This is a genomic window from Streptomyces sp. QH1-20 (assembly GCF_041283565.1).
GTDB classification, from domain to species: domain Bacteria; phylum Actinomycetota; class Actinomycetes; order Streptomycetales; family Streptomycetaceae; genus Streptomyces; species Streptomyces syringius.
The window spans coordinates 4,685,594-4,698,121 of sequence record NZ_CP166299.1 but is presented as its reverse complement, the minus strand read 5'-3'; the positions used below and the strand labels follow the sequence as shown (position 1 = coordinate 4,698,121).

At 70.7% G+C, this 12,528-nt stretch carries 12 protein-coding genes and 1 riboswitch; of the genes, 5 read left to right on the top strand and 7 right to left on the bottom strand.

Annotated features, from left to right (window positions below; genetic code table 11):
* Window positions 1–68 precede the first annotated feature (68 nt).
* The gene (locus AB8O64_RS21415) at window positions 69–884 is read right to left on the bottom strand and encodes a hypothetical protein (protein ID WP_370420720.1); all 816 of its coding nucleotides are present in this window, start codon (window positions 882–884) and stop codon (window positions 69–71) included.
* 326 nt (window positions 885–1,210) lie between these two features.
* Here AB8O64_RS21415 and AB8O64_RS21410 point away from each other — a divergent pair, with 326 nt between their 5' ends.
* Window positions 1,211–2,455, top strand: a complete 1,245-nt coding sequence (locus AB8O64_RS21410; RefSeq protein WP_370420718.1) for a Cmx/CmrA family chloramphenicol efflux MFS transporter — start codon at window positions 1,211–1,213, stop codon at window positions 2,453–2,455.
* A 232-nt stretch (window positions 2,456–2,687) separates the two neighbouring features.
* Here AB8O64_RS21410 and AB8O64_RS21405 read toward each other — a convergent pair whose 3' ends face one another.
* Both AB8O64_RS21405 and AB8O64_RS21400 read right to left on the bottom strand, forming a co-directional pair.
* Entirely contained in the window at window positions 2,688–2,963 is a 276-nt protein-coding gene (locus AB8O64_RS21405) for a DUF4031 domain-containing protein (RefSeq protein WP_365214791.1), read from the bottom strand.
* On the bottom strand, window positions 2,960–3,328 hold the full coding sequence (locus AB8O64_RS21400) for a hypothetical protein (RefSeq protein ID WP_370420717.1): 369 nt from the start codon (window positions 3,326–3,328) through the stop codon (window positions 2,960–2,962). Before AB8O64_RS21400 ends, AB8O64_RS21405 begins: the two co-directional genes overlap by 4 nt.
* Before the next feature lie 54 nt (window positions 3,329–3,382).
* Between AB8O64_RS21400 and AB8O64_RS21395 the strand changes: the two genes are divergently transcribed.
* Window positions 3,383–4,321, top strand: a complete 939-nt coding sequence (locus tag AB8O64_RS21395; protein WP_366687271.1) for a MurR/RpiR family transcriptional regulator — start codon at window positions 3,383–3,385, stop codon at window positions 4,319–4,321.
* A 31-nt stretch (window positions 4,322–4,352) separates the two neighbouring features.
* A complete protein-coding gene (gene murQ / locus AB8O64_RS21390; RefSeq protein ID WP_370420714.1) occupies window positions 4,353–5,288 on the top strand; it encodes an N-acetylmuramic acid 6-phosphate etherase in 936 nt (311 codons plus the stop codon).
* A gap of 96 nt (window positions 5,289–5,384) precedes the next feature.
* On the opposite strand, the gene groL is transcribed toward murQ, so the two are convergent.
* The 4 genes from groL to thrC all read right to left on the bottom strand — a co-directional run bounded on the left by groL (window position 5,385) and on the right by thrC (window position 9,633).
* A complete protein-coding gene (gene groL, locus AB8O64_RS21385; RefSeq protein WP_130879354.1) occupies window positions 5,385–7,007 on the bottom strand; it encodes a chaperonin GroEL in 1,623 nt (540 codons plus the stop codon).
* A 349-nt stretch (window positions 7,008–7,356) separates the two neighbouring features.
* The gene (locus AB8O64_RS21380; protein ID WP_003967346.1) at window positions 7,357–7,563 is read right to left on the bottom strand and encodes a cold-shock protein; all 207 of its coding nucleotides are present in this window, start codon (window positions 7,561–7,563) and stop codon (window positions 7,357–7,359) included.
* 438 nt (window positions 7,564–8,001) lie between these two features.
* A complete protein-coding gene (locus tag AB8O64_RS21375; RefSeq protein ID WP_370420712.1) occupies window positions 8,002–8,277 on the bottom strand; it encodes a MoaD/ThiS family protein in 276 nt (91 codons plus the stop codon).
* A gap of 78 nt (window positions 8,278–8,355) precedes the next feature.
* Window positions 8,356–9,633, bottom strand: a complete 1,278-nt coding sequence (gene thrC, locus AB8O64_RS21370; RefSeq protein WP_370420711.1) for a threonine synthase — start codon at window positions 9,631–9,633, stop codon at window positions 8,356–8,358.
* A 16-nt stretch (window positions 9,634–9,649) separates the two neighbouring features.
* A riboswitch (SAM riboswitch) is annotated at window positions 9,650–9,790 on the bottom strand.
* Between the two features lie 164 nt (window positions 9,791–9,954).
* Between thrC and AB8O64_RS21365 the strand changes: the two genes are divergently transcribed.
* Both AB8O64_RS21365 and AB8O64_RS21360 read left to right on the top strand, forming a co-directional pair.
* A complete protein-coding gene (locus AB8O64_RS21365; protein WP_370420710.1) occupies window positions 9,955–10,902 on the top strand; it encodes a glucosyl-3-phosphoglycerate synthase in 948 nt (315 codons plus the stop codon).
* Between the two features lie 52 nt (window positions 10,903–10,954).
* A complete protein-coding gene (locus AB8O64_RS21360; RefSeq protein WP_370420709.1) occupies window positions 10,955–12,412 on the top strand; it encodes a trehalose-6-phosphate synthase in 1,458 nt (485 codons plus the stop codon).
* The last annotated feature ends 116 nt before the right edge of the window (window positions 12,413–12,528 follow it).

Sequence of the window (12,528 nt, the reverse complement as noted above, 5' to 3'; positions counted from 1 at the left end):
ACTGCTTCTACCCTGTACTTGCGGTAGTTTCACCTGGACGAATGCCGTAAGCCCCCGGCGGGCACCCGTCAGGACTCCATCGCCCGACGCGCCAGGGCGTGCGCGGTGCCGAGCATTCCGGTAATGACCAGCACATAAGGCTTGCGCACTTTCACCTCGGGCAGATCCCCTGCCTTGGGTGCGTCGATGATCAGCACGCCCTGAGGTTCACTCCCGGCGCACACCGGAGCGACGATGGCGGACTGGTAGTCGTCTCCCAGGTTGATTTTCAGATTTCCGTTCGTATGCCGATTGTCGTGGATATAGATGATCTGCCCCTGGTTCAGGACGTTGAGCAGGGCCTGCTCCGTCCTCGTGTCGAATTGCACCGGAGGCGTCGCCTGTCCATGGCTCACCTCCAGCCTGAAGTGCCCGCCCTCCAGCCCGTAAAAGGCAGACCGCGCCTTGGAGCTCGCACCGTTGGCCACCACGGTGATGAGCCGGTCGTGAATCTGCCCCGAGATCTTGAGCACCTGGGTGGGCGTGGCACCCACCAAAGTGCCCATGTGGTCGACGATCGCCGACATGGCCGCCTCGAATTTAATGCCCGCAATACGTCGATAGCGCTTCCGCAACAGGGACGAGAGGAAGGGAGCCGACATCGCCGAGAGGGCCGCCGCGACAAAGAGGTAAATTTTGGCGGAACCGGCAGACGCATTGGCCCAGGCACCGAAACCGATGGTCAATCCGGGAGAAAGGACGGGCATCACATAAAAGGCGAAATCCTGCAATTTCTTTTTCAAAGACATGGCACCTGCTTTCGACGGACCGAAACGCACCGTGACAGCAGCGATTATCCCGGCGTTCACCCCGGCGTCGACCCACTCGGACCCCACGTTCCCCACGAACCCCGAGCGCATCGGAGCGGCCTGCGGGAGCTTTCCCAGGCATGGCGCCGCCCCGCGATTCAATACGCCCCTCGACGGACGTATCCGCCCTCTTATCCGGGCGGCCAGCAAGGCCGGGAATCGGCAATATAGCCGACGTTGTCCCGACCCCGGGCGCTAATCGGCGGACCCGCCGAAAGCATGCGGAACAACGCCGCAAACCCGTATATCGCGGACCCGGCGGCAGCACCGCCTTCCACTCCCTGAGACGGGCCCCGCCCGCGGGAATACCGTGGCCGGAATACGCGCTGGCACCGGACATGCCCTCCGCCAGCCCGAACCGCATGCCAGTCGCCGTCTACGTCCTCGGTTTGTCAGTATTCGCCCTCGGAACATCCGAATTCATGCTGTCGGGGCTGTTGCAGCCCCTCGCCCGCGACATGGGCGTCTCCATACCCAAGGCCGGGCTGCTGGTGTCCGCCTTCGCGATCGGCATGGTGGTCGGCGCTCCCCTGCTCGCCGCCGCGACGCTGAAGCTGCCGCGCCGTACGACCCTCGTCGCCCTGCTCGCCGTCTTCGGGCTCGGACAGGTGGCGGGGGCGCTCGCCCCCTCGTACGGGGTGCTGTTCGCCTCCCGGGTGGTGAGCGCGCTGGCGTGCGCCGGGTTCTGGGCGGTCGGCGCGGCGGTGGCCGTGTCGCTGGTGCCGGTGACCGCGCGGGCGCGGGCCATGGCGGTGATGGTCGGCGGGCTGTCCATCGCCAATATCGCGGGCGTGCCCGCCGGGGCGTTCCTCGGGCAGCACGCGGGCTGGCGGGCGGCCTTCTGGGCGGTGGCCGCGCTGTCGGCGCTGGGCCTGGTCGGCGTGCTCGCGCTCGTCCCCGGCACCAAGCCGCCGACCGGGGCCGACGCGCCCCGGCTCCGTACCGAGCTGGGCATCTACCGCGACCGGCAGGTCTGGCTCGCGCTCGTGACCACCGCGCTGAACGGCGCCGCCGTCTTCTGCCTGTTCTCCTACCTCGCCCCGCTGCTCACCGACACCGCCGGGATCGACGAGGGCTGGGTGCCGACCGTGCTGGGGCTGTTCGGTGTGGGAGCGCTGATCGGCACGGCCATCGGCGGCCGGATCGCGGACGCCCATCTCTTCCCCACGATGTACGGCGGCATCGCCGCCTCGGCCGCCGTGCTCGCCGTGCTGGCACTGACCGCGCACACCCCGGCCGCCGCCGTGGGCATGGCGCTGCTTCTGGGCGTCACGGCCTTCGCCACGGCACCGGCGCTGAACGCCCGGATGTTCAACGTCGCGAACGCCGCACCGACACTGGCGGGCGCCACGACGACGGCCGCGTTCAACATCGGCAACACGGTCGGCCCGTGGCTCGGCGGCCTGGTCATCGGAGCCGGCTGGGGCTATCCGGGGGTCGCCTGGACGAGTGCGGGCCTGGCGGCCCTGGCCGTGGGCACCACGGCGGTCGCGTCCCGGCTGCACCACGCGACGACCGGCTCGCGCGTGGTCGCGGGATCCAGCGGGACCGTGCCGGCTTCGCCGGCTGAGGCACCGGAATCCGCACCGGCGCGCGCCGAGAACTGAGCGCCCCGGCGCCCGGTCTTTCCACACGCTGGTGGGCGCACCGATCCGCCCCGGCGCGCCGACCATCGGCAAGCGCCGCCTGCGGCGCCGAGCGCCCTACGGGCGCGTCCTCAAGCGCCGGACGGGCTTGATGCCGACCTCAGCCAAAATCAGCCCGTCCGGCGATTGAGGACACCGCCGCGCAGCGGAGGTGCACCGCCACGGCCCGCAGGGCAAAGCGAACACCAACCTCCTAGACCCCGCGAGGCCGCTCATGCTTCGGCCGGCGCAGGCCCGCCGACGTCAGCAGGCGCACCAGCTCCTTGGTGCCCACCTCCACCGCACCCAGCCGGACGGCCTCGCCGTACGACGACGACGGCACGTCGTAGTGGTCCCGGTCGAAAGCGCGTGCCGGAGCGCCGAGCCGCGCCGCGAAGGCGTGCAGCTCCTGGTAGCTGACGTCGCTGACCAGGTGCGACCACATCCGTCCGTGTCCCGGCCAGGTGGGCGGGTCGATATAGAGGGTCATCGCAGCGCCGTCGCCAGTGATCCCACCGGCGCCAGCAGCACCGCCTGCTTCGCGCACGCCCAGTGCGGGTCCGGGCCCAGCTCCGGCTCGACCTCCAGTGCGTGCGGGTCGCCCTCACCCGTGCACAGCGGGCACAGCGGCCAGCGGCCGTGCCGCTCCAGCAGCGCGTCCTGGACGTCCTGGGCGACGAGTCCGGGCAGGTAGGCGGCGCCCTGCGGCCACTGCTCGACCCACCACCGCCGGTGGGTGACCGCGTCCTCGACCAGCGAGACGACCTCCGCCTCCGCCACGTCCCCCGCCGCCAGATCGGCGAGGACGAGCGCGCGTGCGATGTGCAGTGCCTGTTCGAGCTCCATACGGTCCATTGTCGGGGACCGCGAGGGTTGACGGTTCACCGGACCGAAAATACCTTTCAAAAGGTGAGCAGCAAACTGAAGGAAACTTTCGACGCCGCGTCATCGCCCGTCACCCCGGTTCCTCCCGCTCCCGCGGCCCTCGCAGCCAAGGTCCGCACCCTCGCCCCCTCCATGACCCGTTCGATGCAGCGCGTCGCCGAGGCCGTGGCGGGCGACCCGGCCGGTTCCGCCGCGCTCACCGTCACCGGACTCGCGGAGCGCACGGGCACGAGCGAGGCCACCGTCGTGCGCACCGCCCGCATCCTCGGCTACCCCGGATACCGCGATCTGCGGATCGCGCTGGCCACCCTGGCCGCGCAGCAGGCGGCGGGCGCCGCCCCCGCCGTCACCGCCGACATCGCCGTGGACGACCCGCTGCCGAGCGTCGTCGCCAAGCTCGCCCAGGAGGAGGCGCAGTGCCTGGCGGACACGGCCGCCGCCCTCGACACCGCTCAATTGGAGGCCGCCGTCGCCGCGCTGGCCGCGGCCCGGCGCATCGATGTGTACGGCATCGGCGCCTCCCACCTCGTCGGCCAGGACCTCGTCCAGAAGCTGCTGCGCATCGGCCTGATCGCCCACGCCCCCGGCGACCCGCACCTGGCCGTCACCAACGCCGTCCAGCTGCGCGCCGGCGATGTGGCGATCGCCATCAGTCATTCGGGGCGGACCACCGATGTCATCGAGCCGCTGCGGGTCGCCTTCGAGCACGGCGCGACGACGCTCGCGATCACCGGCCGCCCCGACGGCGAGCTCGTCCAGTACGCCGACCACGTCCTGACCACCTCCTCCGCCCGGGAGAGCGAGCTGCGCCCGGCGGCCATGTCCAGCCGCACCAGCCAACTGCTCGTCGTGGACTGCCTCTTCATCGGCGTCGCGCAGCGCACGTACGACAGGGCCGCCCCCGCGCTGTCCGCCTCCTACGAGGCGCTCGCCCACCGGCACGCCCCGCGGAGCCGGCGCTGACCGCCCCTCGCCCGGAAGGAGCCGCCCGCCCATGACCTCCTACGCCGCCTACGCCGCACTCCGCGCCCAGCTCGCGACCCTGACCACCGAGGCCTTCCGCCCCGAACTCGCGGACATAGACCGGCTGCCCACCCTGGACCTCGCCCGGCTCATGAACGACGAGGACGCCACCGTCCCCGCCGCCGTCGCCACCCGGCTCCCGGAGATCGCCGCCGCCATCGACGCGGCCGCCGCCCGGATGGCGGGCGGGGGACGCCTGGTCTACGCCGGCGCGGGCACGGCCGGCCGGCTCGGGGTGCTCGACGCCAGCGAGTGCCCGCCGACGTTCAACACCGACCCCGCCGAGGTCGTCGGGCTGATCGCGGGCGGCCCGTCCGCCCTGGTCCGGGCCGTCGAAGGGGCCGAGGACAGCGCGGAGCTGGCCGCCGCGGACCTCGCCGCGCTCGGCATCGGGCCCGCCGACACGGTCGTCGGCGTCTCCGCCTCCGGCCGCACGCCGTACGCGATCGGGGCCGTCGAGTACGCGCGGCGGGCCGGGGCGCTCACCGTCGGCCTGGCCTGCAACGCGGATTCGGCGCTCGGCGCCGCCGCCGAGCACGCCGTCGAGATCGTCGTCGGGCCGGAGCTGCTCACCGGCTCGACCCGGCTGAAGGCCGGCACCGCCCAGAAGCTGGTGCTCAATATGTTCTCGACCATCACGATGATCCGGCTCGGCAAGACGTACGGGAATCTGATGGTCGACGTCCGCGCCTCGAACGAGAAGCTGCGGGCCCGTTCCCGGCACATCGTCGCGCTCGCCACGGGGGCGTCCGACGAGGAGATCGAGGCGGCGCTCGGCGCGACCGACGGCGAGGTGAAGAACGCGATCCTCGTCCTCCTCGGCCGCGTCGACGGCCCCACGGCCGCACACCTGCTGGCGGAGTCCAAGGGCCACTTGCGCGCCGCGCTCGACACGACGCGGGGCTGACAGCGCCTGTTGTCGGAAAACGCCCGAGGGCGGCACCCCCGCGACGGGAGTGCCGCCCTCGGCACGTACTGCTGGAACAGCTGATCCTCGAAAGGGTCAGAAGTCCATGTCACCGCCCGGCATGCCGCCCGGAGCGGCCGCGGCGGCCTTCTCCGGCTTGTCGGCGATGACGGCCTCGGTGGTGAGGAACAGCGCGGCGATGGACGCGGCGTTCTGCAGGGCGGAACGCGTGACCTTCGCCGGGTCGATGATGCCCTCGGCGATCATGTCCACGTACTCACCGGTCGCGGCGTTCAGACCGTGGCCGACGGGCAGGTTGCGGACCTTCTCGACGATGACGCCACCCTCGAGACCACCGTTGACGGCGATCTGCTTGAGCGGGGCCTCCAGGGCCAGCTTCACGGCGTTGGCGCCGGTCGCCTCGTCGCCCTCGAGCTCGAGCTTCTCGAAGACCGCGGAGGCCTGGAGCAGGGCCACGCCACCACCGGCGACGATGCCCTCCTCGACGGCCGCCTTCGCGTTGCGAACGGCGTCCTCGATGCGGTGCTTGCGCTCCTTGAGCTCGACCTCGGTCGCGGCACCGGCCTTGATGACGGCCACGCCGCCGGCCAGCTTCGCGAGGCGCTCCTGGAGCTTCTCGCGGTCGTAGTCCGAGTCGCTGTTGTCGATCTCGGCGCGGATCTGGTTGACGCGGCCCTGGACCTGGTCGCTGTCACCGGCACCGTCGACGATGGTCGTCTCGTCCTTGGTGATGACGACCTTGCGGGCGCGGCCGAGCAGGTCGAGACCGGCGTTCTCCAGCTTGAGGCCGACCTCCTCGGAGATGACGGTGCCACCGGTGAGGATGGCGATGTCGCCGAGCATGGCCTTGCGGCGGTCACCGAAGCCCGGGGCCTTGACGGCGACGGACTTGAAGGTGCCACGGATCTTGTTGACGACCAGGGTCGACAGGGCCTCGCCCTCGACGTCCTCGGCGATGATCAGCAGCGGCTTGCCGGACTGCATGACCTTCTCGAGGAGCGGCAGCAGGTCCTTGACCGAGCCGATCTTCGAGTTGACGATCAGGATGTACGGGTCGTCGAGCGACGCCTCCATACGCTCCATGTCGGTGGCGAAGTACGCCGAGATGTAGCCCTTGTCGAAGCGCATGCCCTCGGTGAGCTCGAGCTCGAGCCCGAAGGTCTGCGACTCCTCGACGGTGATGACGCCTTCCTTGCCGACCTTGTCCATCGCCTCGGCGATGAGCTCGCCGATCTGGGTGTCAGCGGCGGAGATGGAGGCGGTGGAGGCGATCTGCTCCTTGGTCTCCACGTCCTTGGCCTGCTCGAGCAGCGCGGCGGAGACGGCCTCGACGGCCTTCTCGATGCCACGCTTCAGCGCCATCGGGTTGGCACCGGCGGCCACGTTGCGCAGACCCTCACGGACCAGCGCCTGGGCGAGGACGGTCGCGGTCGTCGTGCCGTCACCGGCGACGTCGTCCGTCTTCTTCGCGACCTCCTTGACCAGCTCGGCGCCGATCTTCTCGTACGGGTCCTCGAGCTCGATCTCCTTGGCGATGGAAACACCATCGTTGGTGATCGTGGGGGCGCCCCACTTCTTCTCGAGGACGACGTTACGGCCCTTGGGGCCGAGGGTGACCTTGACGGCGTCGGCGAGCTGGTTCATCCCGCGCTCGAGACCGCGCCGTGCCTCCTCGTCGAACGCGATGATCTTGGCCATGTGAAGTGGTCCTCCCAGGACGGGGTGGATTGCTCCGGACCGCGCTGGCGCCCGCGACGGACGGCCTGCACACCTGGCGGTTCCTTGCCCCGCCTGGCCTGCGGACCTCACCGACGGTCCAAATCTGTCACTCTCACTCGGAGAGTGCTAAGCCCAATGATTAGCACTCGACCCCTCCGAGTGCAAGCGCCTAGGGCCAAGAGCTACCCGCATGAGGGGGCTCCACACACGGGGCCCGGCCACGCTCCCGAGGCAGGCGTGTCCGGGGAGCACGAAGGGCCCGTACCTCCCCCTGGAGGTACGGGCCCTTCGGCGAGCCGATTGAGCCTAGGTGGTCGATGCGCCGAGATCAGCCGACCGCCAGCTTGACCATGTCCGCCTGCGGACCCTTCTGACCCTGCGAGATCTCGAACTCGACTCGCTGCCCCTCCTCGAGGGTGCGGTAGCCGTCCATCTGAATCGCGCTGTAGTGGACGAAAACATCCGCACCACCGTCGACCGCGATGAAGCCGTACCCCTTCTCCGCGTTGAACCACTTGACGGTGCCCTGAGCCATGCCTAACTCCCCTATTACTGGCCCTTGCGCAGGACCGCACTTCGCGGACCCGGGTCAGACCTCACCCCCCGGCAGTCCCCTGATCTTCGACATGGGGAACCCCGGAAGATGTGCGCCGGAACGCGTCGACCGCGGCTGAATGTATCTGCACGGATGCCGTCTGCAACAGGTCACTCGGACGAGAATTCCGGGCGCGGCCGATTGGCGATAAGCGGTGGATTCCGAGGATTCCCGGGCAAGTCGGGCCGGACATAACGCAACCAACCCGACAATTCGTGCACACGCTCGGCACACAACTTGACGGGTTCTCATATGCGTACGGCACTGACGCAGGAGGGGGAACGCCCCAACTGTATCGCGCTTCAACAGACGGAATCGCCCCGTCCGTTTTTCGGCCGGGGCGATTCACGGGACTTCCGCAGGAAACCTTCGAAAGGGTCAGCCGCCGGCGACTGCCGGAATGATCGAGACTCCGGCGCCGTCGGGGGTCGCCGCATTCAGGCCGCCTTCGAAGCGCACGTCGTCGTCATTGACGTACACATTCACGAAGCGGCGCAGCTTGCCGCTGTCGTCCAGGACGCGGGCGGCGATCCCGGGGTGGTTCTTCTCCAGGTCGGCGATCACCTCGGCGAGGGTCGCGCCCTCGGCGGAGACCTCGGCCCGACCGCCGGTGTAGGTGCGCAGGATGGTGGGGATGCGGACGTTGATGCTCATGCGAATGCGCCTTCCGGCTAGAGAGACGTGAGGGGCCGGCACCGGCCGTCGAGGTGCCGGGGGAGGTGGCGGGCAGGCTCAGCCGGCCAGGCCCGCCGCGCGGAACGCGTCGAGGCTCGGGCGGATGGTCGCGGAGGGCCCGGTGGTCGGGGCGACGGCGTCGAGCGTCTTCAGCCCGTCGCCCGTGTTGAGCACGACCGTCGTCAGGGACGGGTCCAGCACCCCCGCCTCGATCAGCTTCTTCGTGACGCCGACCGTCACCCCGCCCGCCGTCTCCGCGAAGATCCCCTCCGTACGGGCCAGCAGCTTGATCGCGTCGACGATCTGGGCGTCGGTGACGTCCTCCACCGCACCGCCCGTCCGCCGCGCGATGTCGAGCACGTACGGCCCGTCGGCCGGGTTGCCGATGGCGAGGGACTTCGCGATCGTGTCCGGCTTCACCGGCCGCACCACGTCGTGGCCGTCCTTGAAGGCGCGCGAGACCGGCGAGCAGCCCTCGGCCTGGGCGCCGAAGATCTTGTACGGCCGGTCCTCGACCAGACCGAGCGCGATCAGTTCCTTGAGCCCCTTGTCGATCTTCGTGAGCTGCGAGCCCGACGCGATGGGGACGACGATCTGGTCCGGCAGCCGCCAGCCGAGCTGCTCACAGATCTCGTACGCGAGGGTCTTGGAGCCCTCCCCGTAGTACGGGCGCAGATTGACGTTGACGAAGCCCCAGCCCTCGCCGAGCGGATCGCCGATCAGCTCGGAGCAGAAGCGGTTCACGTCGTCGTAGGTGCCCTCGATGCCGACGAGGTCGCCGCCGTAGACGGCGGCCATGACGACCTTGCCCGCCTCCAGGTCGTGCGGGATGAACACGCAGGACTTCAGGCCGGCGCGGGCGGCGGCGGCACCGACGGCGCCCGCCAGGTTGCCGGTGGAGGAGCAGGAGAGGGTGGTGAAGCCGAAGGCACGGGCGGCCTCGACGGCGATGGCGACGACGCGGTCCTTGAAGGAGTGCGTGGGGTTGCCGGAGTCGTCCTTGACGTACAGCCCGCCGCTCACGCCCAGCTCGCGGGCGAGGTTGTCGGCCTTGACCAGCTTGGTGAAGCCGGGGTTGAGGCTCGGCTTGTCCGCGACGTCGGCGGGGACGGGCAGCAGCGGGGCGTAGCGCCAGATGTTCTCCGGTCCGGCCTCGATCCGGCGGCGCAGGGCCTCGGGGTCACCGGTGGGCAGGTCGTAAGCGACTTCGAGCGGTCCGAAGCAGACGGCGCAGGCGAAGATCGGTCCGAGGTCGAAGCGCTCTCCGCACTCCCGGCACGAGAGGCCGGCGGCGGGTCCGAGAGCGACAGTGGTGGCGACGGTGTGCACAGCCATGAGGCGAGGCCCTTTCTCCTCATCTTCCCCGCGGCGGACGTCGCCACGGGACGGAATTGGCACCTTCCCCACCGGGAGCCTCGCGGAGTACGCAAGACCGGCGGGAGGGTTGCCGGGGCTTCAACGGGCCGTATCCCTCTGCCCCTCTGGATGAGCGGTATGGCACTGGGCACAGCCCAGGCGTTTGTTCGCGCGACGACCCCGACATGCGATGGCCGTCCGCGTTGTTCAAGACTGTAACGGAAGGCATGGACGCTCGAACCAGGCGTCCGTACCGCGAGATGGGTCACATCCCCCGAGCCCGCTGAAGGAGTCGTACACGTGCTGGAAGAGGTGGAGCGCTGGCTGGCCCGGCGGTCCTGGTCCGCCGCAGACCGTCCGCTCGACCGGATTCTCGCCGCCAAGCGCGGCGCCGGCACCACCGTCAGCGTCGTTCTGCCGGCGCTGAACGAGGAGGCGACGGTCGGTGCGATCGTGGCGACGATCCGCCGTGAGCTGATGACCGAGGCGGTGCCGCTGGTGGATGAACTGGTGGTGCTGGACTCCGGTTCGACCGACCGTACGGCGGTGGTCGCGGCCGCGGCCGGGGCGCGGGTCGTGCACCGGGACGAGGTGCTGCCGCGGCTGCCCGCGCTGCCCGGCAAGGGCGAGGTGCTGTGGCGGTCGCTGCTGGTGACCGAGGGCGATGTCGTCTGCTTCGTCGACGCCGATCTGCGGGACTTCTCGGCCGACTTCGTCTCCGGCATCGTCGGGCCGCTGCTGACCGAGCCGGATGTGCACTTCGTCAAGGCGATGTACGACCGCCCGCTCGGCGAGGCCGTCGGCCAGGGCGGCCGGGTGACCGAGCTGGTGGCCCGTCCGCTGCTGAATCTGCACTGGCCGCAGCTGGCCGGTTTCGTCCAGCCGCTGGGCGGTGAGTACGCGGCCCGCCGCTCGCTGCTGGAGCGGCTGCCCTTCCCCGTCGGTTACGGCGTCGAGCTCGGGCTGCTGGTGGACGCGCTGCACACGGTGGGCCTGGACGCGCTGGCGCAGGTCGACGTGGGGGTGCGCAAGCACCGGCACCAGGACGGCCGGGCGCTGGGCCGGATGGCAGCCGCGATCTACCGGACCGCGCAGCTCCGACTGGCCCGCGGCCATCTGGTGCGTCCGTCCCTGACCCAGTTCGAGCGCACCCCGGAGGGCTTTGTTCCACGGACGTACGCGGTGGACACCGAGGAGCGGCCGCCGATGGCCGGGATAGCCGAGTACGCACAGAGGCACGCCGCGTAACCGTCCCTCGTGCGTACGTTTGACTGCTTCCCGCACTGGCAAGGCTGGCCACATGGTCGCTGAGCACGTCGCCCCGATTCTCGTCGCCTCCAACCGCGGACCCGTCTCCTACAAGCGACGCGAGGACGGCTCGCTCGCGGCGGGCCGGGGCGGGGGCGGGCTGGTGTCGGGGCTGAGCGCGATCGGTACCGGCGCCGGGGCCCTGTGGGTGTGCTCCGCCCTCGGCGACGGCGACCGCGAGGCCGTCCGGCGTACCGGCGGCAGGCTGGATCCGGCCGACACCGGCGGGATGAGCGTGCGGATGCTCGACATCGCACCCGAGGTCTTCACCGCGGCGTACAACGGCATCGCCAATTCCGTGCTGTGGTTCGTCCACCACCTGCTGTACCAGACCCCCCTGGAGCCGGATTTCGACGCGGACTTCCGCGCCCAGTGGGCGGCCTACGAGGCGTACAACGCCGCCTTCGCGGACGCGCTCGCCGAGGAGGCCGCGCCGGGCGCCGTGGTCCTCGTCCAGGACTACCACCTGACCCTGGTGCCGGGTCTGCTCCGCGAGCGGCGCCCGGACCTGCGCGTCGGCCACTTCTCGCACACCCCCTGGGCCCCGCCGGACTACTTCCGGATGCTGCCGGACGATGTGGCCGAGCAGGTGCTGCGCGGCGTGCTGGGCAGCGACCGCGCCGCCTTCCTCACCCGCCGCTGGGCCGAGGCGTTCGCCGCGTGCTGCGCGGACGTGCTGGGCGCGGAGGTCGTACGCGAGGGCGACGACGGCACGCTGTCGGTGATCTTCGAGGGCCGGACGACCCGGCTCGGTGTGCACGGGCTGGGCGCCGACGCCGACTTCCTGCGCGAGCGGGCGCACCGCGCGGACGTCGAGGAGCGGATGGCCGCGCTGCGCGAGCAGATCGGCCCGGGCCGCAAGGCGATCGTCCGCGTCGACCGCACCGAGCTGTCCAAGAACATCGTGCGCGGCCTGCGCGCCTACCGCAGGCTGCTGGAGGACCGGCCGCAGTGGCGGGGCAAGGTGGTGCACATCGCCTTCGCGTACCCCTCCCGGCAGGACCTGGCGGTCTACCGCGACTACACGGCCGAGGTGGAGCGGGTCGCCCAGGAGATCAACGCGGCGTTCGGCACGGAGGATTGGCTGCCGGTCGTCCTGCACGTCAAGGACGACTTCGCCCGCTCGCTCGCCGCGTACCGCCTCGCCGACGTGGCCCTGGTCAACCCCATCCGCGACGGCATGAACCTCGTCGCCAAGGAGGTGCCCGTCGTCTCCGACCACGGCTGCGCGCTGGTGCTGTCCCGGGAGGCCGGGGCGTTCGCGGAGCTGGGCGAGGACGCGATCACGGTCAATCCGTTCGACGTGGAGGCCACGGCCCGGGCACTGCACGAGGCCCTGCTCATGGAGCCCACCGAGCGCGCGGAGCGCACCAAGCGACTGGCCTCGGCGGCGACGGCCCTGCCGCCCGCGCGCTGGTTCCTGGACCAGCTGCGGGCCCTGGAGGGGTAGCGGCGTACGCCGGAGCACACGCCCCGCGCGGGGGCCCGGCCGGGCGACGCGGCGCGCTTCCGCGCCCGGGCGGGAAGGAGGGCTGAAGCGGGTAGGGCTCCCGCATGCCGATCGCC